Source organism: Paenibacillus sp. J22P143 (assembly GCF_059692035.1).
Genome location: NZ_JCAUAQ010000024.1, coordinates 28,236 through 53,681, shown reverse-complemented (window position 1 = coordinate 53,681; position 25,446 = coordinate 28,236). Strand labels below are relative to the sequence as shown.

At 46.6% G+C, this 25,446-nt stretch carries 19 protein-coding genes and 1 tRNA gene; 10 read left to right on the top strand and 10 right to left on the bottom strand.

Annotated elements, in window-relative coordinates:
- Positions 1-20: 20 nt before the first annotated feature.
- Positions 21-1,094: a Gfo/Idh/MocA family protein gene (locus tag AC58PQ_RS23730; protein ID WP_497245976.1), complete on the bottom strand. Its 1,074-nt coding sequence runs from the start codon at positions 1,092-1,094 to the stop codon at positions 21-23.
- 120 nt (positions 1,095-1,214) lie between these two features.
- Between AC58PQ_RS23730 and AC58PQ_RS23725 the strand changes: the two genes are divergently transcribed.
- Positions 1,215-2,102 carry a helix-turn-helix domain-containing protein gene (locus AC58PQ_RS23725; RefSeq protein WP_497245974.1) on the top strand — a complete coding sequence of 296 codons (888 nt, stop codon included), beginning with the start codon at positions 1,215-1,217 and terminating at the stop codon, positions 2,100-2,102.
- 67 nt (positions 2,103-2,169) lie between these two features.
- Here the strand turns inward: AC58PQ_RS23725 and AC58PQ_RS23720 are convergent, their stop codons facing one another.
- Positions 2,170-4,611, bottom strand: a complete 2,442-nt coding sequence (locus tag AC58PQ_RS23720; RefSeq protein WP_497245972.1) for a S9 family peptidase — start codon at positions 4,609-4,611, stop codon at positions 2,170-2,172.
- Positions 4,612-4,789: 178 nt separating this feature from the next.
- On the opposite strand from AC58PQ_RS23720, the gene AC58PQ_RS23715 reads away from it, so the two are divergent.
- The 4 genes from AC58PQ_RS23715 to AC58PQ_RS23700 all read left to right on the top strand — a co-directional run bounded on the left by AC58PQ_RS23715 (position 4,790) and on the right by AC58PQ_RS23700 (position 8,009).
- Positions 4,790-5,533, top strand: coding sequence for a spermidine synthase (locus AC58PQ_RS23715; RefSeq protein WP_497245970.1), 744 nt, complete (start codon positions 4,790-4,792; stop codon positions 5,531-5,533).
- 195 nt (positions 5,534-5,728) lie between these two features.
- Positions 5,729-7,285, top strand: a complete 1,557-nt coding sequence (locus AC58PQ_RS23710) for an ABC-F family ATP-binding cassette domain-containing protein (protein ID WP_497245968.1) — start codon at positions 5,729-5,731, stop codon at positions 7,283-7,285.
- 123 nt (positions 7,286-7,408) lie between these two features.
- Positions 7,409-7,480, top strand: a tRNA-Lys gene (locus AC58PQ_RS23705).
- 193 nt (positions 7,481-7,673) lie between these two features.
- A complete protein-coding gene (locus tag AC58PQ_RS23700; RefSeq protein WP_497245966.1) occupies positions 7,674-8,009 on the top strand; it encodes a DUF5658 family protein in 336 nt (111 codons plus the stop codon).
- Positions 8,010-8,122: 113 nt separating this feature from the next.
- Here the strand turns inward: AC58PQ_RS23700 and AC58PQ_RS23695 are convergent, their stop codons facing one another.
- Positions 8,123-11,401: a response regulator gene (locus AC58PQ_RS23695; RefSeq protein WP_497245964.1), complete on the bottom strand. Its 3,279-nt coding sequence runs from the start codon at positions 11,399-11,401 to the stop codon at positions 8,123-8,125.
- Between the two features lie 60 nt (positions 11,402-11,461).
- Complete coding sequence (locus AC58PQ_RS23690; protein ID WP_497245962.1) at positions 11,462-12,733, bottom strand: EAL domain-containing protein; 1,272 nt, start codon at positions 12,731-12,733, stop codon at positions 11,462-11,464.
- A gap of 267 nt (positions 12,734-13,000) precedes the next feature.
- Between AC58PQ_RS23690 and AC58PQ_RS23685 the strand changes: the two genes are divergently transcribed.
- From AC58PQ_RS23685 to AC58PQ_RS23670, 4 genes are all read left to right on the top strand, one after another.
- A complete protein-coding gene (locus tag AC58PQ_RS23685; RefSeq protein ID WP_497245960.1) occupies positions 13,001-13,714 on the top strand; it encodes a response regulator transcription factor in 714 nt (237 codons plus the stop codon).
- A 161-nt stretch (positions 13,715-13,875) separates the two neighbouring features.
- A complete protein-coding gene (locus AC58PQ_RS23680) occupies positions 13,876-14,466 on the top strand; it encodes a hypothetical protein (RefSeq protein ID WP_497245958.1) in 591 nt (196 codons plus the stop codon).
- A 73-nt stretch (positions 14,467-14,539) separates the two neighbouring features.
- Positions 14,540-14,989: a MarR family winged helix-turn-helix transcriptional regulator gene (locus tag AC58PQ_RS23675; RefSeq protein WP_497245956.1), complete on the top strand. Its 450-nt coding sequence runs from the start codon at positions 14,540-14,542 to the stop codon at positions 14,987-14,989.
- 95 nt (positions 14,990-15,084) lie between these two features.
- Positions 15,085-15,783 carry an MBL fold metallo-hydrolase gene (locus AC58PQ_RS23670; protein WP_497245954.1) on the top strand — a complete coding sequence of 233 codons (699 nt, stop codon included), beginning with the start codon at positions 15,085-15,087 and terminating at the stop codon, positions 15,781-15,783.
- 489 nt (positions 15,784-16,272) lie between these two features.
- Here AC58PQ_RS23670 and AC58PQ_RS23665 read toward each other — a convergent pair whose 3' ends face one another.
- The 3 genes from AC58PQ_RS23665 to AC58PQ_RS23655 form a co-directional block, all read right to left on the bottom strand.
- On the bottom strand, positions 16,273-17,547 hold the full coding sequence (locus AC58PQ_RS23665; RefSeq protein WP_497246036.1) for a voltage-gated chloride channel family protein: 1,275 nt from the start codon (positions 17,545-17,547) through the stop codon (positions 16,273-16,275).
- Between the two features lie 69 nt (positions 17,548-17,616).
- Positions 17,617-19,059: a SulP family inorganic anion transporter gene (locus AC58PQ_RS23660; protein ID WP_497246034.1), complete on the bottom strand. Its 1,443-nt coding sequence runs from the start codon at positions 19,057-19,059 to the stop codon at positions 17,617-17,619.
- A 407-nt stretch (positions 19,060-19,466) separates the two neighbouring features.
- Positions 19,467-20,960: a DHA2 family efflux MFS transporter permease subunit gene (locus AC58PQ_RS23655; RefSeq protein WP_497245952.1), complete on the bottom strand. Its 1,494-nt coding sequence runs from the start codon at positions 20,958-20,960 to the stop codon at positions 19,467-19,469.
- A 232-nt stretch (positions 20,961-21,192) separates the two neighbouring features.
- Here AC58PQ_RS23655 and AC58PQ_RS23650 point away from each other — a divergent pair, with 232 nt between their 5' ends.
- Positions 21,193-21,786: a TetR/AcrR family transcriptional regulator gene (locus AC58PQ_RS23650; protein ID WP_497245950.1), complete on the top strand. Its 594-nt coding sequence runs from the start codon at positions 21,193-21,195 to the stop codon at positions 21,784-21,786.
- Between the two features lie 75 nt (positions 21,787-21,861).
- On the opposite strand, the gene AC58PQ_RS23645 is transcribed toward AC58PQ_RS23650, so the two are convergent.
- From AC58PQ_RS23645 to copZ, 3 genes are read right to left on the bottom strand one after another with little or no spacing between them, the layout of a single operon-like run.
- On the bottom strand, positions 21,862-22,728 hold the full coding sequence (locus AC58PQ_RS23645; RefSeq protein ID WP_497245948.1) for a DUF8832 domain-containing protein: 867 nt from the start codon (positions 22,726-22,728) through the stop codon (positions 21,862-21,864).
- A gap of 28 nt (positions 22,729-22,756) precedes the next feature.
- Positions 22,757-25,195: a heavy metal translocating P-type ATPase gene (locus AC58PQ_RS23640; RefSeq protein ID WP_497245946.1), complete on the bottom strand. Its 2,439-nt coding sequence runs from the start codon at positions 25,193-25,195 to the stop codon at positions 22,757-22,759.
- Between the two features lie 14 nt (positions 25,196-25,209).
- Entirely contained in the window at positions 25,210-25,410 is a 201-nt protein-coding gene (copZ, locus tag AC58PQ_RS23635; protein WP_497245944.1) for a copper chaperone CopZ, read from the bottom strand.
- Positions 25,411-25,446: the final 36 nt, after the last annotated feature.

Below are 25,446 nucleotides of genomic sequence, written 5' to 3'. Positions count from 1 at the left end.
TTACGATCCCGTTTCCACAATTAATTCCAGTTCAACTTAACTTCACTTCCTGTACGTGAAGATTCATAGATCGCATCGAGAATCAAATTGTTCGTATATCCAGAAAGTGCGGATGTAATCGGCTGCTTGCCTTCACGAATACACGCCAAGAAATGGGCGGTGAGACGTTCACGCTCGCCTTCATCATTCTCAGGCTTCTTCAGCTCCGTTTCGATTGCACGGTTGAATTTCTCCGTCAACAACTTCCCTGTAGCTCCCTTGTAGCTAGCCCCGCCGTCAGAACCCATGAGGTGCACGAATGGCGTGTTGTCCGTATCCATGTGCACCGCCCAGCTTACTTCAAGCGTCAACGTGCTGCCGTCTTCCATACGAATCAACGCTGTAGCCAAGTCCTCTACATCGTAATAACCGTTCCAGTTCGGTTTGCCCCATGTGCCAATCCCTTTGCGGCGCGGTCCGAATTCCGCATACGTTGCACCAACAACAGAAACGGGTTTCGGATTCCCCATCAAATAGAGGGCCAGATCCAACATATGAACGCCGATATCGATCAAAGGACCGCCGCCAGACTCGTCCATTTTCGTAAACCAAGTTCCCCAACCTGGGATACCTTTGCGACGGAACCAGCCCGTTTTGGCTGTGTAAATTTTACCTAGCTCGCCAGCATCAACCTGCTCTTTAATTTGCATAGGAACGGATTCCCAGCGCATTTGGTGACCGATCATCACGATCGTGTTGGCTGCCTTACTCGCTTCATATATGTGTTTAGCCGCTGCAGCATGAATACCCATTGGCTTCTCGATAAGTACATGTTTACCCGCTTCAATCGCTTGTACAGCAAGGGAAGCATGGTATTGATTCGGTACGCCAATAATGACTGCGTCGACATTCGAACTTTGAATAAGCTCCTCAGGTGTGGCTGCCACATAGGCAATGCCGTGCTCTCGCGCCTTCGCTTCTGCTAAAGGCAAGTACGCGTCTGTAATCACAGTAATTTCACAGAGATCGGCCAACTTCGAAAACTGCCGAATATGAACGCCGCCAATATTTCCTGCACCAATAATCCCAATTCTAATTTTGTTAACGCTTTCCACGATTCGTTCCTCCTCATAAGTACACGCTGTTGACCTGCTTTTATGATAAAATAAGATCACTAAGAAGTCGTACCGTATATTCGGAAAACGTCCCATTTTTTCGAAGGAGACCTGCAGAGCATGACTTATTTTCCGGATTATTTTAAAACATACCCTAATATGCACTCCTCCTTCCCTTTTCACCTCAGTCGAAATACGTTGGAGCGTGGCTTTCGCGCACACCGTCATGATTTCCTAGAGTTCTCTTATGTGGTGGAAGGACGCGGCGCAGAAACGATAAATGATGTGAAACACACGATGGTGCCAGGCACTTTTACCTTTGTGCTGCCCTATCAGGTGCATGAGATTTTTACGGATCCAGGTCACAAGCTAGTTCTCTTCAACAGCATGTTCAGCATGGATCTCCTCATGGAGCCGGGGAACGATCTGGGATTATCTGGTCTGTTTAATGACTCGAATGGACTGCCTGCTTATGTGCAGTTCGAAGGGGCGGAGCAGGAGCAGATGACCGTAATCATCGAAGATATGATGAAAGAGTATCACGGGGATGAGCGTTACAGGCAGACCCTGCTGAAGGCCAAATTGAAGGAGATTCTGATCCGATTCGATCGGAGACGGTTTGGGCTTGCAGGTCAGGAGGAAGCAGCTACAATGATAGTCAAATCCCCTTCAAGATCCAGCCAAGCCGTGTGGCCGATCATTCACTATATCCATCGGAATTATCAGGAGAATTTGGCGCTTTCCGACTTGGCTTCGCGCTTCTCGATGAGCGTTTCACGCATCAGCGAGGTTATTAAGCAAACGACGGGGCAGACCTTCGTTCACTTCCTTCACGACCTCCGCCTGCGTCATGCCTGCAGCCTGCTAGTCTCCACCGACATGAGTGTCACGGAGATCGCATTAGAGGTTGGCTATGGCTCGTACAAAACCTTTTCGCGGATTTTCCGAGAGAGTAAGGGGATCGTGCCGAAGGAGTATCGGAAGGTAGAGCATGGACGATCGATGTAATGTACAATGACAGAAAAACCATCAAATCCACTACCGTGGACTTGATGGTTTTTCTTGATGCTCCTTCTTAGGCCGCCTTCTTCTTGTTCTTCACATTCTTATTTAGAAAATGGATAAGTGCCTGATAAAAATCGCGAACATTTTCTACCTTTTGATAACCATGCCCCTCATTTTTCTTCAGCATGTAAGCAACGTCAACATCTAACTTATGCAATGCTGCGACCATTTGATCCGACTCCGCTCGATTGACCCTAGGATCATTCGCGCCTTGTGCAATCATTAGCGGTGATTTGATTCGGTCGATATGGAGCAGTGGTGAGACGGATTCAAGCAGCCTCTTATCCATGAAAGGGTCGCCAACCTGTAGATACATCCGTGGACGAGCGTTCTCCCAGTAAGGGGGAATCGTTTTCAAGAAGGTGAGGAGGTTGGACGGTCCAACGAAATCAACGCCAGCTGCATATAAATCCGGCGTAAACGTCATCCCTGCAAGGGTTGCATATCCGCCGTAAGAGGTTCCAAAGATCGCCACACGCTCCGGATCTGCAGTTCCCCGACCGATCAACCAGTTCACACCGTCGGTAATATCATTCTGCATCGAGAGCCCCCACTGCTTATCGCCAGCGTGCTCGAAGGCCTTGCCATAGCCGGTTGAACCTCGGAAGTTCAACTGCAAGACAGCATACCCTTGGCTAGCCAATAGCTGGACTTCCATATTGTAGCCCCAGGAATCGCGGGCCCACGGCCCTCCATGCGGATTAACAACGACAGGCAGCTGCTTGGGAGCAACACCTTTAGGAAGCGTCAAGTAGCCGTGAATGGTTAATCCATCTCTACTTTTAAAAGAAATCGGCTGCATGTCCGCCATCGTCTTCTCTTCAAATTTCGGCTGGATATCAGCAATTTTGTCTAACTTGTCCCCAATGCGATCGTATAAATAATAGCTGCCGTACGATTTATCGCTTTCCGTATATAAGAGCAACACGTCCTTGTCCGGCGACCCAATGAGCCCCCAATGACGGGTTTGCAGCTTCTCTTCGATTCTGTGTGACATTGCTTCGAATTCATTGTCTAAATAATGCATCTGTACATTATCAGTCTCATAGGATACAGCTAGAATCGACTTCTTCTTGTATGACACGATGAAATTATCAATATCCACTTCATCATTCACATAGATGACTTCCGTCTCTTTCTTCGTGTCAGGATCGTATTTCACCAATGCCTGCTTGTCACGCCCGACGTTGGAAGCAGCATAGAGTTGTTTATTATCGAAATCAAACATAACAGGAATAAAGGAGTCCTGCGCATCAAACTCGTCTATTTTCTCAAAAGGGGAATAGCCACTTCCTCGGTAAATTAGACTTGTCTTCTCACCATCTCTGGCGATACCAGCACGAACGATTCCCCAGTTGTCTGTTAGCCAATAATCCACATTACCTGGATTCTGTACGTTCATGAACGTCTCGCCCTTACTCAAACCCACAAGGTATACATCCATCACTTGCGGATCTCGTTTATTCATGGTAACTAACAACGCATCAGGTAAAGCATACAGCAACTCAGCTTTTACATTCGGATACGGCGTCAGGTCGCGATCATCCGAACCATCCACACGCACAACCCGAAGATGTGTATTTTCCGTACCGCCACTATCAATCACATAGACGATCAGGTCATCCGTAATCCAATATATACGCTCAATATTTTCATCCTTCGCGCTTGTAATCCGTGTACTCTGTGTTTCTCCAACCTTCTGGATGTAGATATTCATTCGATTTTCCCATGGTTGCAAGAACGCCAACGATTTGGAGTCAGGGGATAGCCGCACCATCGCCTTATCTGGCATTTTCACTAAGTCCTCTAGTGAAACGGGCCCTTGGGTGGTTTCTTCTTTTTGAGCTATTGTCCGATATAAAAATAAGACAAGCTGCGCACGCGTCACCTGATCCTGTGGCATAAAAGCCACTTGCTCGGTAATAAAATGCTGCTTCAGCTTCATCACATCATCGTGATGCGCCTTACCGATCGTAGATTCATCCTTAAGCCATGCCTGGATGCCATTATCTTTGAGCTGAAAAGCACGCACAAGCAAGCTCGCCATCTGTTCGCGCGTAAGAAAAGCATCCGGTTGGTACATCCCCTCATTGCCCTGCACGATGTTCAGCTCTTTCAAAGCATTAACAGCTTCCGCATAGGGGCTCGTTTCCGTTACGTCTGTAAAAGCATTCAACGCTTTCGGTTTGTTCAGCTTGAGTGATTTACTGAGCCATACTGCAGCATCTCCTCGCGTAACGGCCTCATCTGGATGAAAGTCACCGTCCGCTTGGGCCTCGATCATGCCTTGCTTCTTCAGTAAAGCAATTTCTTGACTCGCATAGTGCGTAGTTGGTACATCTGGATAGGCGACAATATCGCTGCTAGCCTGTGCGCTGATTGGAACGACTACGACGGCAATCCATACCGCAGCCAAAATTGAAGCGACTCCTTTTCGGAAAAAAATGTTCATGTTCAGCCTCCTGTAAAATCTATACAACTACTAGGTAATACGTAGTATTATATACCAGAAAATAGTGTATTAATAGACTCATAGGGTAGATTTACAGCTAACGCTGAACATGGCATTGCAGCTTGCTAAGCTATGGTATACTTGTCCACATACCCCATTATCGAAGGAGATACGATCGTTGAACGTGCTATACAAGGAACTAACCGCCCATCATGACATCTCCATCTACGACACCAACACCTTTTCGGGTGTAAAAGGGCGCTTCCGCATCCTTGAGTTTTCCAATCATGCCATGCAAGGCGCGATGGATTTGGAGCATCCGGATCGCATTCTATTCGAATATCCAAGAGCCATGATTCATCTCATGCAAGCTAACAATCCCAGCTTCCAGCGTGTTTTCCTAATCGGTCACGGTATCGGCACCATCGCTTCCCACCTCAAAGAGAAACACTTTACCATTGCCGAGCTGGACGAGCTTGTCGTGGATCTAAGCAGGCGCTACTTTGGCTACAGCCAAGATAACGTCCTTATCGGTGACGGCAGACAGCTCCTACATAGCGAGCCCCCGTGCACCTATGACTACATCCTTGTCGATGCATTTACCGAAAAGGGCACACCCCTGCCCTTAACGTCATTAACCTTTTTCCAAATGGCTGCGCAAAAGCTCGACGCCGAAGGCGCCATCCTCCTGAACCTCATGGGCAAAGGTGACAATGACCCGCTCCTCGCAGCGATTCATACCACACTTAGCGAGGTGTTCACTTCCGTCAAAGCTTATAAACTTCCGTCCGAGGGACGCCGCGATCTGCAGAATTTCATTCTGATGGGTCAAAATAAGCCGATTACTTGCCATATGCGCCATATGGCTGGCTTCGTCGAAACTGAGCTAGGCTATGGGCATATCCTGATGGATGAAGCCTAATTTCCTTTTTTTATTCACCTGGGGGAGTTGTTTGCTTCCTATTGTTTATAATAAAATGTAAGAAGCCAGGGATAAACGGCTGCGCCGTCTTTCACAAGACGGTATCCGTTTACCAAGGTTGATGCGAAGCTATATGTGACTATTACATATAAATTCATATCAACAAAAAAAGTTCAATAGAAAAGGTGTCATTACATGAGCATATTAAATGTAGAACGACTTAGTCACGGCTTTGGGGATCGCGCGATCTTCAACGATGTATCCTTCCGCCTGTTGAAAGGCGAGCACATCGGACTTATTGGCGCAAACGGTGAAGGGAAATCCACCTTCATGAACATCATTACCGGAAAGCTTCAGCCAGACGACGGGAAAGTCGAATGGTCCAAGCGCATGCGCGTTGGTTACCTAGATCAGCATGCGGTGCTGAGCAAAGGGATGACGATGCGCGATGTCCTCAAGGGCGCTTTCCAATATCTTTTCGATATGGAACAAGAAATGAATGATATGTACGGTCGTATGGGCGATGTTACGCCTGAAGAGTTGGAGCGTTTGCTCGAAGATGTAGGAACGATTCAAGATACACTAACGAATCAAGATTTCTACATGATCGATGCCAAAATCGAAGAAACGGCCCGCGGTCTGGGTCTGACAGATATCGGCTTAGATAAGGACGTAAATGACTTGAGCGGTGGGCAGCGGACGAAGGTTTTGCTTGCGAAGCTGTTGCTGGAGAAGCCAGACATCCTGCTCCTCGATGAGCCTACGAACTATTTGGATGAGCAGCATATCGAGTGGTTGAAACGCTATCTGAATGAGTACGAGAATGCCTTCATCCTCATCTCTCATGATATTCCGTTCCTGAACAGCGTTATCAACTTGATCTACCACATGGAAAATCAAGCATTGAACCGCTATGTCGGCGACTACGACCATTTCCTAGAAGTTCACGAAATGAGAAAATCCCAGCTGGAATCCGCGTATAAACGCCAACAGCAGGAAATTTCTGAGTTGAAAGACTTCGTTCAACGTAACAAAGCGAGTGTGGCAACACGTAATATGGCGATGTCCAGACAGAAAAAGCTCGACAAGATGGATGTCATTGAGCTTGCCAAAGAAAAGCCGAAGCCACAGTTCAACTTCAAAGAAGGGCGCACGGCAGGTAAGCTCATTTTTGAAGCGACAGATCTGGTCATCGGTTACGACACACCATTATCCCGTCCGCTTAACCTGCGCATGGAACGTGGACAGAAAATCGCGCTCGTCGGTGCCAATGGTATTGGTAAGACGACGTTACTTCGCAGTATTTTAGGCGAAATCCCGGCTTTAGCGGGTTCCGTGCATAAGGGCGAGAACCAGCAAGTCGGCTACTTCCAACAAGAAATTAAAGAATCCAATAACAATACGTGTATCGATGAGGTTTGGAACGAGTTCCCTTCGCTCAACCAATTCGAAGTGCGCGCGGCGCTTGCCCGCTGTGGACTAACAACGAAACATATCGAGAGCAAGATTGTCGTGCTCAGCGGTGGCGAGAAAGCCAAGGTTCGCTTATGCAAGCTGATCAACCGTGAAACGAACCTGCTCGTACTCGATGAGCCGACGAACCATTTGGACGTCGATGCGAAAGAAGAGCTGAAGCGTGCACTTCGCGCTTACAAAGGCAGCATCATCCTGATCTCCCATGAACCTGATTTCTATCGCGATGTCGTGACGGAAACGTGGAACTGTGAGTCCTGGACGACGAAAGTATTCTAAGCCACGCGAGTCCTGAGGAGCGTACCCATCTAAGCGATGAGGTAGGCTCTTCGTCTTTTATGAACCAGCTTTTGGAAAAAGATTGACCCTTTCTTACGCTGCATGTTAGAATTACAAATACTCAGGTCCGTAGCTCAATGGCAGAGCAACCGGCTCTTAACCGGTAGGTTGTGGGTTCGACCCCCACCGGGCCTATCTAAGAAATCCCCCTCGATCTCAATTCGATCGCAGGGGGATTTCTTCATTCGCGGCAGTGAACTGGACAACTCCGCCATAAAATGATACATTATGTATCAAGCGAAACAACTTATGTAACACTCCTGCCCCTGCACCCCTACGCAAATCTCTGGAACACATCCGAATGAAGCCACGGAAAGCGAGGAACCGTATGCTTGTTTTTCGATTCTTGTTTAAGAGCAAAATGCTGGTATTGCTGCTCATTCTCTGTTTTTTCGACGCGTTATTTACCGATATCGGCCTGCAGCTAGCCTTCATCCAAGAAGCAAATCCGTTCATCCGCAGACTATACGAATGGCATGTCATCGCTTACTATCTCGTGAAGCTCATATTCCCTGTCGCTTTCATGTTGATGTATCCCTATATCCGCCAGAAATACTGGGTGCAACCCTGCATAACCGTTACCGTCATTGTTTATGCTGCCGTTAACGTATACCATTTCGTCTGGTTATCTTATGGACTAACGTACCTCGCTGGCAACGCTTAGTGCTCTTCGCTACTCATCGTAGAAATCATAGAGGCCTGATGTACGCCAACCGACTCTCTCGGTATCCACGTTGCATCAGGCCTCTCGGTCTGCCAAGCTTTCAACATCCATCGCTATCTCAAATGATCCTCACTTACCGCCTCTGCGTCGCTGTGCTTTCCAAAAATCCCGTCGATCTCTTGCTGTATACGCTTCAAGATGGGGAAGATTCCCTGTGGATGGATGCCATTTTCCAGCTCCTTCTCCATAGCGAGCACCTCCGCCACTAACACTTCCGCGTAGAAATTCACGGCAATCCCTCTCAGCGTATGGATCTTCCTTTTAACCACGACCTGTTCCCTGCCGATAATATACGGGGTGAGTTGGTCATAGAAGTTGCTGTAATCTTGCCTGAATTTCTCCATCATATATTGGAAAATATGCAGCTTATGATCGATATTCCTCATCAATTTTTCCGTACCGACACCTTGATATTGGTTTAAATAGCTCAATTGATCCCATTTTCCCAGCATATCTGTCAACTGCTGTTCCGAGATAGGCTTGATGAGCAGATCATTCATTCCCAGCTTCAGCAGCTGCATACGATCCTGCATAAGCATATTCGCGGTGAGCGCTACGATAGGTACAAGATTCAAGCTCTTATGCTGTCTCAGTTTCTGTGTCGCCTCATAGCCATCCATCTCCGGCATATGAATGTCCATCAGAATCAGCTTCCACGCCTGACTGTCAGCCAATTCTAATGCTTCAAGGCCATTCTGTGCGATCACCGTGTGATAGCCTAATTGCCTTAATTGCTCAGAGATGACAAGTTGATTGATTTCATTGTCCTCTACCACGAGAATATTCCCTTTGGACGCGGTTACCTGCTTCGCCATCGTGTGAGTCACCAGACTAGGTTCCGTTACTACGGATCGTGTCTCCCGCTGAGCTAACCCTTCGACGGCCATCTTCAGATTGGCTCTGCTCACTGGCTTCACGAGCACGCTATCTGCCTGTAAGGCCTCTGGCAGCTCCGACATCAGCTCCCTGCCATCGAGTGTCGTATAGGCGATTATCTTCGTACGTGAGCGGTCGATGGGTGCCATCACTCGCTCTAATCCATCTTGATGCTGGAGATCCTCCATTTGCATATCAAGAAGTATATAATCAACCGGTGCGGCATTCCAAGCATCTTGCTCCAATGCGGTTACTAATTCCGACGCTGTCGTTACGCAATCTGTTTGTAAGTGCATAGCTCCGAGCAGTTCAGCGATATGCCCAGCAACAAGAGGATGATCCTCGGCGATCCGAATTCGCTGATTCTGAATAGAACTAGGCTGCGCATACTGATGACCTTCAGGCTTCGCATCCTCGTCATCAGTACGAGATTTCCCTAGCAATAAGTTGAAATAGAATCGGCTGCCTTGGCCAAGTGTGGAATCCACCTGCAAGACACCGCCCATCGACTGTACTAAATGCTGGCATATGACGAGCCCTAAACCGGTCCCCCCATATCGCCGACTCATCGACGTATCTGCTTGTGAGAACGGGACAAAGAGCTTCGAGAGCTGTTCCTTGGAGATTCCGATGCCAGTATCCTCCATAATAAACGAGATGGCGTAACCCTCATCTGACGTTTCCGCCAGAGCCACTTTCAACCTCAAATAACCCCTCTTGGTAAACTTAATCGCATTATTCGTTAAATTAATGAGCACCTGCTCCAAACGAAACGGATCGCCGCTGACAAGATCAGGGAGATTCTCCGACGTGTCGAGCATAATCTCGATTCGCTTCTTGCCTAGCGATACACTCGCTAAATCGGCTACCTTTTGAAGCGATGCCTCTAGGGAGAACTCTATCGACTCGAGTGACATTTTACCCGCCTCAAGCTTCGAGAAATCGAGAATATCGTTAATTGTAGCAAGAAGTACATTAGAGGACGCATCAATTTTGCTCAAATAATCCTGTTGAATCGTGGATAGCTCTGTTCGTTGTAAAAGGAGTGACAGACCGATGATCCCATTCAGCGGAGTGCGTATTTCATGACTCATTCTAGCCAAGAACTGACTCTTGGCCCTGTTGGATTGATCCGCTTCTTCCCGCTTCCTCAGATCCGTGATATCGTGAACGGTTCCCGTTACGCCATCAATCTCCGTTTCCCCCTCTGTGAATAGGGGGGATAACGTGACATTATAGGCATGCTCCGACCCGTCCGGATGCATAAAGTGGATACCGAACTGTTGTGTTTTTCGCTCCAAAATCGTCTGTTCGAACTCCATCTCCCACGTCTCAGGCTCGTCCATCTGGACCAATTCTGTTAGCAACTTACCTTTCACTTGGTCGGCATCCATCTGGTACGTAAGATACATCTTACTGTTGGACGAGGCTATCGTACCATCTAGTTGAAACCGGAAAATGAAATCTTCTGAATTTTCGACCAAGGTCCGGTACTGCTCATCCCTAACCCTTGCTTTAAGTAAAGCTGCACGATGCTCCGTGACATCACAAGCAGACCCAATTAACTCCGTCACAAAACCGGATTTATAGATTGGCTGTAGACTTACTAGAATCGTAAAGCCATTATAGTCATACTCGTAATTGACGCGTTCCCCCTGCCATGCTGTCTCGTAGTATTGTTGGATACGAGCCTGAAAGGATTCGCCAAACACATTCACTTCGCTTATTTTTTTGCCAATAAATTGACTAGGATGTAAGCCAAGCATCTGCAGCAGCTGTCCTTCGATCACGATGTAAACGTATTCATCACGATGTTTAATTAGCTTAAATGTAAACCCCGGCTGAGAACGCAGCATATCAATCAGTTCTTCCTCTACTTGCCGAATCTGATGCTTATATTCCCGATTTCGAACCAGATATCGTAAGAAACAAGCGATCACAAAGGTACATAGCAATTGATATGTCAACGTTATTCGAATCACCTCGAATGAAATCCCGTAAACAAGCCCATTTATGATATCACACAGAAGAAAAAAGAATGACGCGCCATACAACCATTTCTGCCAATAGGGACCTGATCTTGTAAAAATAATGCCCATTCCTATTATTGCAGCTAGACCAATAAACAGTTGTGGCAACGGGATCACGGAACCCATCAAAAAACTAGCCCCCCCTAAGCAAGCAAAGGCAATTAATAACGAAATAAATCCCCCCATATAGACAGAAAGCAACAATCCGACACCTATAAAACTAACAGTGACATGTGTATCAATTTGAACACTGAAATTCATCAGAACGACTACAAGCGCCCCATGCGCCAATCCGATATAGACTTTATTTAACCAAGTTGGCCTCTGATCAAGCTTCATGAGAATAAAGAAATGTTCCACAACTACAACGAAGACGGTTATTAACGCAAAATTAATAATCAAATCATGTAACAGAGCAATCACCACCCGTTTCTGACTCTCGTGAGGAAACCATTTATCTTTTCCTTCATCATTCTATCATTATGTTTAGGCTAGTTGATATAACATTTGTTCAATAAGCTGGGTTTCAACTGGTTTGCTATAATAATATCCTTGGACGAAGCGGCAGCCATACTCGCGTAATACCTGGAGCTCTTCTTCGGTCTCAACGCCTTCCGCCACAACGAGAAGATTCAATTGCTTCGCCATTGTAAGCATGGTACTCACGATAACCGCGTTCACTTGCCCGTGCTTTAATCCTTTGATAAAGGATTGATCAATTTTCATTTTATCCACAGGGAAATCACGTAGATAACCGAGCGAGTTATACCCTGTACCGAAATCATCCATTGCAATCTGGATACCTAGCTCCTTAAGCTTCCCAAGCGTATCTGCGGCTAGTCTGGCATCGACACTTAAGCTCTCCGTAATTTCGAGTTCTAGGTACTTGGGATCCAAGCCAGTTTCCTCCAGAATCGCTGCAATCGTCCTGCTTAGCCGGCAATCATTGAACTGTTTTCTAGATAAATTTACGGCCACAAACATCGGTGGAAGACCTGCCAACTGCCATTTCTGACTCTGTCTACAAGCTTCGCGCAGCACCCATTCCCCGATCTCGTGGATGAGCCCACTTTCTTCTGCGATGGCAATGAATTCCGATGGAGGTACATAACCGAAATAGGGATGATCCCAACGAAGCAGACACTCCAATCCGACAACACAGTTCGTATCGATATCAACAACAGGCTGATAGACGAGCTTAAATTCTTGCTTAGTGAGCGCCTTGCCCAGGTGAAACTCGATATCCATCCGTCTCTGCAGCAAGACGCCATTAATCAAAGGAACGCCAGCCTGCAAGTTGTCTACAGATCCGTCTGAATGCGCGGCTGCGGGATACACACCTTTGACCCCATTTTGAATAGCGACCTTACATCGCTCCAGGAAATAGGTAATAACCCCCTCACCTTCCAAACCCGCTACTAACATTTCTTTATGGAAATAATCGACTGCGCCGAAACGCATCGCTTGGATCGTTTGAACCGAACCTTCTGAGGTATGTGTGCTAAGCATAATCACTGGAATAGGACTATGGTCCATAATGAGTTGGAGTGCCGTAAGTCCTAATAAATCAGGTAAGTCCATATCGATAAGGACCAGATCTGGCTTATCATGTAACATAGAAGCCAATGCATCACTGCCATGTGCTGCAATCCCTGTCAGTATGAGCTGTTTATCCTGCTTCAATATGGTCGTAACGACCTCCTGCGTATGCTCGGATATGCTTACCACTAGCACTCCGTACCTGCCTGTCAGACTCATTTTCCCGCCACCTCTTCAAGCCATGCTCACTTATAACCTCATTATACTTTCCACTTATTAGGTTACTTACTTAAATCCTATGAATTTTACCCCTTATTTTTGCTAATATTTTACTAACATTTTTTTAGATTTCATTAATGAAAACGGTTTACTCTTAAAATTCGACATTGTATAATAGAATTATTAGCTAAATATTAGCAACATCACTCACCTCTTCACTTTTTAAGAATTTCAAATTAGAAAACTATGCGTTAGGGGGGACTTCTAATGGACAGAGTTCTATTAATTGAGGACGATGATATTATCGGTGAGATGATCTGCATGTATCTGAAAGAAGAAGACTTCTTAGTTCTCAGGTGCCACAATGGACAGGAGGGTCTAACGGCCCTGCACAAATTCCAACCAGATCTAATTTTACTTGATCTTATTCTCCCAGACTTCGAAGGTACAGAGCTATGTAATTCCTTGCGAGGACTAACACCTGTTCCGATTATTATCATCTCTTCTAATTCCAAAGTCAGTGAGAAAATCGAAGCCTTTACCGTTGGTGCCGATGATTATTTATGCAAACCGTTCAGTATGCATGAAATGAAGGCACGTATCCAGGTCTTACTACGTCGCTTCAAGAAGGAAACGCCCGCTGAGCAGCAGCCTGCTGTACCTACCTCGATTCGCCAACGGATTACCGTTCCCGCTATGGAGCTCCAAATTAATTTAGAGAAACGAACCTTGCACGTCCGAGGCGAATCTATCGAAATGACTTTCTCTGAGTTTGAGCTCATTCGATTGTTAGTCGAACATCCTGAACGGGTTTACCGTCGCGAAGACCTGATTAATGCTTTACGCGGATTCGATTCCTACATAAATGAGCGTGCGATTGATGTACATATTACGAATTTGCGCAGGAAAATTGAGGTCAATCCTAAAGAGCCAAAATATATAAAGACCGTATGGGGCGTAGGCTATAAATTTGTTATCTAATTCAACTTCACATTGACCTGATCCGTTATTGGATAGGGTCTTATTTTTTATTTAAAATCCCAAAATTGGGTTGACCTTCCATATTCCATCCATTATTATTAGGGTTCTGAACACCGCTGCCGCGGTAACGATACTATGTAACTTATGGGTGAGGTATTCGCATGCACAATGATAAGTACATGAAGAAGTTAAGTCATGAAACAAACGAATTATCCAGTATGTTTACTGACACCCCAGAGCAAGCGGGAGCTAGGAAAGAAGAATCGATAGAAGCTCTGAAGCAGGCTATATCAGGAACGGAAATCCCTAGTCATCTCGATGTCATTCATGTGGGGGAGAGTCATATCTATATCTTCACCTCCACAAGTGAAACTCCTTATTGCATTCCAAACGGTATCCTCGATCTGAATCAACAGTTCAACTTGCAGAAAACTCCAAACCAAAGACAGATTTCACTGTGTATCAAATGGCTCTCATGTCGCTTGCCACCGACCTTACAGACTTTCGCTTGTATCGGAACTGGGCTATCTGCCCTGCGCCAGTCGTCAATTGAGCTTGAGCAGGATCTCTATTGCCTAAGGGATGATTTCATTCTCTTTGCGCAGCAAACCGCCCTCCAAGATGTTCAAACCCTTGCTCCCGATTCCCCCTCTAAGCCCGATTGGGTACATGAGGTCGTTGCCCTGCACTGCGTTATTCTAGCTGGCTTGTTCAAATCAGGTGCTTCTAAATTCATGCCCTATACCTTCTAATGCTAAAAAGCGCAATAAAGTCGCTTGACACGGCGACTTTTATTACGTACATTTATTTAGGGTGACTAAATAAATGACACATCCATTACAAGGCCACTTAGGCCATTGGATCAAGCAAATATATCGAGATTTCAACCTTCTATATGATCAGAAGTTAGCGGTTTATGGGCTGACAGCTTCACAGGTGAATGTCCTAGAGCAGTTATGGACATTCGGGGATGGCCTCACGCAGAAAGCACTGCATGAGAAGCTTCATATCCGGCCTGCATCATTAACCAATTTAATCGACGCACTCGTTGCTGGCGGTTGGGTTGTGCGTAAGTTCGATGACCAGGATGCACGCGTGAAACGCATTTATCTAACGGAATCAGGGCATGCGCATCGCGCCATCTGTATTGCGATGATCACCGAGCTTGAGCAACATCTTCGGCAAGGATTAGCCCCCGAGGAAGCATCCCTCCTGCTTGTTTGGATGAAGAAGATCCATTCGCATCTCCCGAAGGGTAATTCATTCGTTAACTAGGTATTTTACTGTTTCGATATTTAGGTAGACTAAATATTTACTTAGGATTAGTACGATTACTAGGATGAAATGAATCTTATTCGTGGAGTGGGGACATGAGCATGAAGGTTAAACAGCTTGTTAAAGGGGTTTATTTGCTGCCCATAGGAACAGTCAACGCATATCTCATCGAAGCGGAAGACGGCCTCATTCTGATTGACACTGGTACGCCAGAAAGCGCCCCCGCCATCTTGGAAGGGATCCATGCTATCGGCCACAAGCCATCGGACCTGAAGACCATACTACTCACGCATGGTCATCCTGACCATGTAGGCGGTACTGCGGCACTGAAGCGAGCGGTGCCGCATGTGAAGATCTACATCAGCGAAGTCGATGCGCCGATCGTAGAGAAAGGGCTGCCGCAGCGGCCGCTGACGGCGACGCCTGGCCTGATGAATAAACTGCTGTTCCGTTTATTCATCAAAGAAACGCCGATAGAGACCTTTCCTATCGACGGCTATTTGAAAGCGAATGATACGCTTGATTTCGCTGAAGGTTTACAATCAATCCCTGCGCCTGCTCATAGCGCAGGCCAAATCGCCTTGCTTCTGCCGAAGCAAGGGGGCGTGATGTTCGCTGCCGATGCAGCAGCCAATATGATGGGCCTTGGCTGGAGCATCGGCCACGAGAACTTCTCGCAAGCGAAGCAAGATTTGATCCGCTTAGGGAAAGCGGATTTCAATGTGGCCTGCTTCGGCCATGGCAAGCCTTTGCTGGAGAAGGCTTCGCAGACGTTTCAGAGTAAATGGTCGTAGCAAAACTACTCATCATCGGCACCGATTCAGAGGAGATAGTCGATTATTTCGACTATCTCCTCTCTTTTTGCCTCGGACGTACCTGAGATAGTCAATTATTTCGACTATCTCCACTGCTTTTGCCTCGGTCGTACCTGAGATAGTCGATTATTTCGACTATCTCCTCTCTTTTTGCCTCGGACGTACCTGAGATAGTCGATTATTTCGACTATCTCCTCTGCTTTTGCCTCGGACGTACCTGAGATAGTCGATTATTTCGACTATCTCCTCTGCTTTTGCCTCGGACGTACCTGAGTTAGTCGATTATTTCGACTATCTCCCCTGCTTTTGCCTCGGACGTACCTGAGATAGTCGATTATTTCGACTATCTCCCCTCCTTTTGCCTCGGACGTACCTGAGATAGTCGATTATTTCGACTATCTCCTCTGCACAGGCCGTCCTGAAGTAGACATATCTACTTTATAGGACAGCCCGTTTCCCATTATTCCTTCATTCCCTCTTACTTTCCTTCTCCTTCACCTTACTCGAGCCCAGTGTCGCGCCCTCAGGAACAGTATGCCCCCTCGATTTGGACACACCGATTCGTTGTGACGTGTAAATCCCTGAGTGGCCGGAGAACAGATAGCTCACGATACATGCCATGAACATGTAGATGATCCCCTCTGAACCGAACAGCTCAATGCCCATAATGAAGCACGCAAGGGGTGTGTTCGTCGCGCCACTGAATACCGCGATAAGCCCAAGAGCAGCCAAGAATGGCGCGGAAAGACCTAACAGATCGGCAAGTGAATTGCCCATAGTGGCACCAATGACGAACAAAGGAGTCACTTCCCCGCCTAGATAACCCGCTCCGAGCGTAAATGCGGTAAAGACGGTTTTCCATAAGAAGGCTAAGCGGGCAACTGGCTCTTCGAAGGATTGCTGCAGTAAGGGTATGCCCAACCCGAGGTAATCCCTAGTTCTGAAAACCGCAACTAGCGCGATAATGGCGAAACCGCCAACGAAGGCTCTCCACACAGGGTTCGCAAATAGCCGCGTGTACAGTTTTTTCATCCCATGGGTAAGCTCGCTAAATAAGATACTGGCTAACCCAAAAAGGATAGAAGCAAAAACTACCTTGAGTACAACCCCTGTGGATAACATTGGGACGGCCCCCATGGCATAGTGAATATGCTGTATCCCCCACGCTGTGGTGACGAGATGCGCTACCAAGCTGGCGATAAAGCATGGAATCAGCGCCTGGTACCTCATCATCCCAATAGCGACCACTTCCAAGCCGAAGATGGTTCCCGCAAGCGGTGTTCCAAAAACAGAGCCAAACCCGCTGCTGATACCGCATATGAGCAGGATTTTCCGATCTGCCTCGCCCACTTTGAATATTCGCCCGATCCATTCGGCAAAGCTTCCACCCATTTGAACAGCAGTCCCTTCGCGACCCGCCGATCCCCCCAATAGATGGGTTACTAGCGTCCCTATAAGCACCAAAGGTGCCATACGCAAAGGAATCGTATCCTTACCTTCATGCAACTGTTCGAGGATCAGGTTATTCCCCCTGCCCGAATTTCTGCCGATTTTCAGATAGACATAAGCCATTAACGCCCCACCTACGGGTAAAAGAAACAACAACCACGGATGGTTCAATCTTTTCTCCGTAACAAGGTCTAAGCTGGCTAGAAATAGCGCAGAAGCGGACCCCGTCAGGATCCCCACAATGCTTCCATAAAAAATCCACTTAATGAATGAACCTATAAGCGCAACATGCATGAATTTAGCGGCATGTTCGAATGCCTTAGGACGAAATTTCAACGTAAACCTCACCCCTCATTGAAAGGCCTAGTGTTGCAGCGATCCGACACGATCCATCAGATGCTTACTTTCCGTATTCAAGCCGATGATCGTTACGGTTTTATGGATTTGTTCGTATTTTTGCATGGTTTTGGCAATCGCCGTCACGGCTGAATGATCCCATACGTGAGAAGCGGTGAAATCGATGATGATCGCTTCTGGGTCATTTTTATAATCGAAAAGCTCCACGAAATGCGCCATCGTACCGAAGAACAGCTGTCCCGTTATACGATAAACCTTAGTCCCATTCTTCTCGATCGTCCCATGAGCCTTAATCCTTGCTGATCGCCAACCGTATACCAATGCGCTTAACATAACACCAGCTACAACACCAATCGCCAAATTTGAAGTGGCCAAAACGATGGCAACCGTCACGACCATGACAAGCGCATCGCTCCGTGGAATTCTAGCTAATGTTCGTAACGAGTTCCAATCGAAGGTCCCGATGGATACCATGAACATCACGCCAACCAGCGCACCCATGGGGATTTGTTTCACCACATCGCCAAGAACGAGAATAAGGAAGAGGAGAAATACACCAGAAACGAAAGTCGATAAACGTGCTCTGCCACCGGATTTCACATTGATAACCGTTTGTCCGATCATGGCACAGCCTGCCATCCCGCCAAACAACCCTGAGACCACATTCGCGATCCCTTGGCCTTTAACCTCTTTGTTTTTGTCGCTTTTCGTTTCCGTCATCTCATCCACAATCGTTGCCGTCATCAGGGATTCCGTCATGCCAACAACCGCGAGTGCCAACGAGAATGGCAGCATGCGCCAGATCAGCTCGAAAGACAAATCTATTTGTGGAATATGAAAAAATGGCAGATCTTGCGTGATTTTGCCCATATCCCCAACTGTCCGAAGATCCAGATGCAAGCTCATGGATATAATGGTCATGACAATAATCGCTACGAGCGGAGAAGGCACCGCCTTCGTGAACCTCGGCAGCACATAAATAATCGCCAGCGTTCCCGCAATCATTAACGGCATCTGCCAGTTTGCCCCTTCAAAGCTTGGGAACTGCGCCATAAAAATAATAATCGCCAGCGCATTCACGAACCCCGTCATCACCGAATGAGGGATAAATGTAATGAACCTGCCAAATTTCAAAGCCCCCATCACATACTGGAGGACGCCTGTAAGTATCGTCGCGGCGAATAAATACTCAATCCCGTATTTCGCCACAACAGGTCCCATCAACGAGGCCATAGCCCCTGTAGCGGCAGAAATCATCCCTCTGCGCCCGCCTACAATGGATATCGTCACAGCAATACAAAAAGAAGCATACAACCCCACCATCGGGTCTACACCCGCTAGGATGGAAAAGGCGATAGCTTCGGGAATTAGCGCTAAGGCTACCGTTATGCCCGCGAGTACATCCTTACGGACGTTCGAGAACCAGGCATTTTTAAACTTTTGAACCAACAAAACAATTCCACTCCTTCATCTTGCATCCAGACCTTTCAGTTCTCAGAAAAACCGAGTCCATTCGTCAACTTGTCTCATTATACACAAATCGCAGGCATCCCTCTAGACTCAAAAAGAAAGAGCACAGCACACTCCCATCAAGAGAATGCTGTACTCGATCTCGCTTCTTCTAGCTATTCGTTAAACCCTGGGAAATCCGAAAGATCCGATACGTTAATGAACAATAGAATGACTGCTAAAATACCCGATAAAAGTAATCGGGAATGTGGGATGTGTCGCTTCTCCGCCAAACTGCATCTCAGATAAGAAAATTCTAGATCATAAGTGAGTATTTTCCAAGGACTTATTTGTGAAAACACAAAAGAGCTTCTCCCTCATTACAAGGGAAAAGCTCTTCATCCTTACTACGTTGCACTAACAGGTTTCCTTTTTACAGTGACTTCTGTTTCTTCTTCCTCCGCTTGACCTACACGTTTAATGAAGAAGGAAAGCAGCAAGCCAACGACTCCGATGCCAATAATGACCAGATAGGAATCATTAATCCCTTGAATAGATGCTTCTTTGATCATTTCTTTCGTAGCAGTCGCTGTTTTGCCTGCCGTCATTATTTCTATGAGATGAGATTTGGTTCTCGTCGTCATAACGGTGATCAGTAGCGCCGTACCTACGCCACCCGCCACTTGCTTGATGGTATTGGAAATAGCCGTACCGTGCGCATTGAGTCTGGAAGGCAATTGATTGAGACCCGCCGTGGTGATTGGCATTAAGAATAGTGCCATCCCGAAACGTCGTCCTGTGGACATAAGAACTAAATACGTATAACTTGTCGAATCCGTCAAATTGATGAATCCGATTGTGGTTACGATGGTAATGGCCATTCCAATAATGGACAACCACTTCGCTCCGAACTTATCAAACAATTTACCAGCTATTGGCATCATGAGGCCCATAAGCAGCGCTCCAGGGAGCATAAGAAGACCAGACTCCAACGCGGTATAACCGCGAGCATTCTGCAAATACAATGGAAGCAGCATCATATCCGCATACATAACCATTGTAACCGCGATGTTGATTATTGTGGTCAGGGTAAACATGTTGTGTTTGAATGCCCTAAGATCCAGAAGCGGATCTTTAATAACCAGTTGACGCCAAGTAAACAAAATCAAAGCGACGACACCGACAATGATAGATACGATAACTTCCGCACTGGACCAACCCTTGCCGCCAGCGCTGCTGAAGCCGTAAAGAAGGAAACCGAATCCGATTGTCGAGAGAACAGCACCCCAGATATCAACTTTAGGATACGTACGTTCTGAGACATTTTTCAGATAGATAAAAGCAACGCCAATTACAACAACAACAATTGGTATGATGCCATAGAAAAGAGTACGCCATGAATAATGTTCCAAAATATAACCAGCTAGAGCAGGACCGACGGCAGGAGCAAAAATGATTGCCAAACCAACCATTCCCATAGCTGCTCCACGCTTATCTGGTGGAAAGATCGTCAAAATAACATTCATAAGCAGCGGCATGATAATACCAGCCCCAGCTGCTTGAATCAAACGACCAGTCAACAACAACTCAAAGCCTGGCGCCGTTGCTGAAACAATCGTACCGATGAGGAAAATAATCATTGACGCTTGGAACAGCTCACGCGTCGTAAAGCGTTGCATCAGGAATGCCGTTATTGGAATCAAAACACCGTTCACTAGCATATAACCCGTGGTCAGCCATTGTCCAGTTGATGCGGCAATATTGAATTCGACCATGAGTGGCGGTAAGGCAACGCCCATTATCGTTTGATTCAGAACGGCAATGAACGCCCCCAGTATCATAACAAATAGAAGAGGACCTTTCTTAATAGAACTAGGATCAAATGCTGCAATTTTACTCATACTCACATATTCCTTTCAGTTTCAATTCCACAACTAATTGACATAGTGTTGTATAATAAACTTGATGTAAATAGTATTATAGTCATCTAGTTTAATGTTCACAAGCAACAGCTTTCTTATAAATGTTTATTAGTTTACAGTTTCACAATATTTGTAGTCTATCTATTACATAATCTACAGATCTTGCAGAATTTGTCGCATATCACATTAGCGGAGAAGGAAGTGATTGCTCATGTCAACAAAATCACAACGAATAGATCCGCGTGTACTTCGTACGCGCCAATTGATTCGAGATGCCTTTATCGAATTACTTCAGGAGCTTGAGCTTGAGAAAATAACCGTGAATCGCATCGCGGAGCGAGCGACGATTAATCGTGTTACCTTCTATCTTCATTACAAAGATATTCCAGATATGTTAGATAAGTTATCCGAAGAAATGGTTAACGAAATCCAAGCCATCTTAAATAAAATTCCTGACCCGCCAGGTTTTAACATTCACATCCTAATCCAAATGCTTGAGCATATCGCGGACAATTCAAATTTCTATAAGGTACTGCTCGCTTCCAAGCGTATACCCATATTTACGGAGCGACTTATGAAGCTAATCGCTGATTTTATCACCAGTCGAATAGACAAGCTAGAGGGATCCTCAACCCTGAAAGTTCAAAAAGATATCGCAATTTGGTACGGCTCCTCGGCCATCATTGGTACGATTGTCTACTGGCTTCGCAATGATTTACCCTATACGCCTATTTTCTTGGCTACACAGCTTTCAGAACTGCTCCATCTGCGTCAACCAGGATCTACGGTAAATCCCAAGCCATAATTTCTTTTAAATGACCGAAGAAGCCCTTGGTCCCTCCTGGTGGAGGAATCAAGGGCTCTTGGGTTTATTATGGGCTTACTTCACATCAACGACGAAGGGGACCGTAAACACTTCTCCGTTATGCTGGAACTGCCCCCAAATCTTATAGGTACCCGCTTCCGGGAACGAAGTCGCGAACCTTGCAACAGGGCCAGTCGCCTTCTCATCTAGCGGGTGTACATGAATATACTGCTCCGCATCAGCCGACAGAATCACAACATGGCCTACAGCGCCTAAGTATGGTTGTAGATTCGTAATATCCTTGTTCGTCTGAGCATCACGAATCGTAAAAGTTAGCGTTACTTCTTCTTTAGCCTTCATACTGTTCCAGGAAAGCTCAACTGTTTTGCCGCTAACCTCTTTCATACGTTTACTGTCGGCTGTAATCGCGGCATGCTCTGCCTCTTTACCTTCTACTTTCACCCATTGACTAAGCGTTGTGCTGGTTCCGCCACTTGGAACAAAATCAGCAATGAGCTTATAATCCCCGCCAGTCGGGAAACTCGTGTTGATCGTAAACTTGCCATTCCCTTGATATTCCGGATGGATGTGATGAAAGAACGATAATTGATGATCGATAATAATGAGATGCATTAATTTCTCGTGATTAACTTGAAAATCAGTAATGGATTTGCCGGCATTGTCCGTGATTTGGATCGTTAATTCCGACTTATCATTTGCCTTCAGACTTGTCGATGGGAACGTAAACAAGGCTTTAATGTTGGTAGATACTTTCGGCTGTTCTGCACTGTGTCCACTGTGTTCATCTGCACTTGTTGGGCTAGAAGTTGCCATATGACTGGCATGCTCACTCTTTCCTGCTGCATCTTTGTGAGATGAGCATGCACTTAAGAGTCCAAGCGCGAGCACGACTGCTATAAGCCCTATTTTCTGAATATACACGCGTCAATCTCTCCTATATCTAAGGAAATTAGTTACGAATCCTAACACGCTGAAGTCGAAGTGCATTAAGAACGACAGAGACCGAGCTTAATGCCATTGCCAAACCTGCTACCCAAGGTGCCAACAAGCCTAGCGCAGCAATTGGAATGCCTAACGTGTTGTAACCAAGCGCCCAGACTAAGTTTTGCTTGATGTTGCTCATCGTTTTACGACTCATGTAGATCGCATCCGGGATACTCGCTAAGTCACCGCGCATCAGCGTCACATCTGCGGCTTCCATCGCCACATCCGTGCCTGTTCCGATGGCCATCCCGATATCAGCCGTCGCCAGCGCTGGGGCATCGTTAATACCATCCCCAACCATGGCTACTTTCTTTCCTTGGGCTTGCAGCTTCTTCACTTCATCTGCTTTTCCTTCAGGCAAAACCTCGGCAAGCACATGATCGATACCCGCTTGAGCAGCAATTGCCTTTGCCGTCCGTTCGTTATCGCCCGTAATCATAATAACCTGAATCCCCATCTCCTTCAGTCGGCTAACTGCGGCCTGTGAAGATTCTTTGATGGTATCCGCAACAGCTACTATACCCCCGTACCGTTTATCGATGGCGACGAGCATAGCTGTTTTACCGGACTCCTCCAGCTTCGACATCGTGTCATAAGCACCCTGCGCATCTACATTGTTGATCTCCATGAGACGTCGCGTCCCGATCAATAGCTCTTTCCCTTCTACGACAGCTCTAATGCCATATCCAGGGATCGCTTCGAACATTTCTGTCTGTGGGATTTCAATGGTTTCCGCTCTAATGCCTGCCACAATCGCTTCAGCAAGGGGATGCTCCGAATTTTTCTCCGCGGCGCCCACAAGTCTTAGGAATTCCGCTTCGTCGCCAATTGCATGAACATCAGTAAGCTCCGGCTTCCCTTTGGTGACAGTGCCTGTTTTATCTAAAATAATCACATCAATGTGATGGGTCTGCTCCAGATGATCGCCGCCTTTGAACAAGATGCCCAGTTCGGCTGCGCGTCCGGATCCCGCCATAATCGAAGTCGGCGTCGCCAGACCCAGTGCACAAGGACAAGCGATAACCAAGATGGCGATAGCTTTTTCCAAAGCTCCTGCAAAATCGCCCGGTGTCACCACGAAATACCAGACTAGGAAGGCCACAAGAGAAATACCCACAACAATAGGGACAAAAATCCCAGAAATGACGTCGGCTACCCGTTGAATCGGTGCTTTAGAGCCTTGCGCATCTTCGACAACTTTAATAATTTGTGCCAGCGCGGTTTCTTTCCCGACTTTCGTCGCTTGAATGCGAAGCATTCCGTTTTTGTTGATCGTTGCCCCAATAACAGCATCACCTGGCTTCTTCTCTACAGGAAGACTCTCTCCCGTGAGCATCGATTCATCCACAGCGGATAATCCTTCTAGCACATCTCCATCAACGGGCACTTTATCTCCAGGACGGACAAGGACGATATCCCCTGCCATCACTTCATCAATTGGTATGTTGAGCTCTATGCCTTCACGGATGACCAACGCCGTCTTGGCCTGCAGCCCCATCAAAGACTTAATCGCCTCCGATGTCCGTCCTTTTGCCAGTGATTCAAACAGTTTCCCCATGATGACTAAAGTAATAAGTACAGCACTTGTTTCATAATACAAAGACGGCCCATGATGCACGCTAGCGCCACCAATCAACCAATCGATCGTCAAATACAGACTATAGAAATAAGCCGCCGAGGTCCCCAGTGATACCAGTACATCCATGTTGGCAGAGCCATTTCGCAGCGCTTTATAAGCACCTTCATAGAACTGTCTTCCGATGTAGAACTGAACCGGCGTCGCCATGATCAATTGAAACCACGGATTCATGAACAATTCCGGTATCCAAATCCATGATGTAAACGAAAAGTGGCTCACCATCGCCCATAGCAACGGCAGTGATAAAATCGCAGATAGCAGCAGCTTACGTTGTTGCTTTTTAACCTCTTGTTGGCGATGTTCGGATGGGTCGCCTTGCTCCTGTTTGGAGACTGCTTTGTAGCCGAGCTTCTCCACCCGCTTCTGCATTTCAGATACCGTGAGTTCTGCTGGATTGTACACCACATGTGCAGTTTCTATCGCAAAATTAACCGTTGCTACGCTTACGCCAGGTAATTTATTCAAGACCTGCTCAATCCGCTGGGCACATGCCGCACAAGTCATGCCTTCAAGCTGTAAATCAACGGCTTCCTTCGCTGTATCATAGCCAAGCCTTTGAATGCTTTGTTCCATCTTGGCAACATCAATTCGATTAGGATCATAAGTGACCGTTGCTCGTTCCAGCGCGAAGTTTACATTCGCTTCCGTGATCCCTTCAAGCTTGTTTAACCCTTTTTCAATGCGATTCGCACAGGCGGCGCACGTCATCCCGGGAATCTGTAGTGAGGTTTGTTTAGTCTCAGCTGCTGATTTAGCAGTCTCCATCATCTACACCTCTTTTATTTGACGTCGTATCCTTGATCTTCAATCGCTTCTTTAATGGCATCTTGCGTTAGCCTATTTTCATCGAATTCCACTTGGACCGTTCCGCTTGCTAAGTCAACTTTCCCTACAGCACCCAGCGTTTTCAAAGCGCCTTCAACTGAATTCACACAGTGGTTACAAGACATACCTGTTACTTTTAACGTGACATTTTGCATCGTTCATTCTCCTTTATGTGTTTGATATGATAAAAT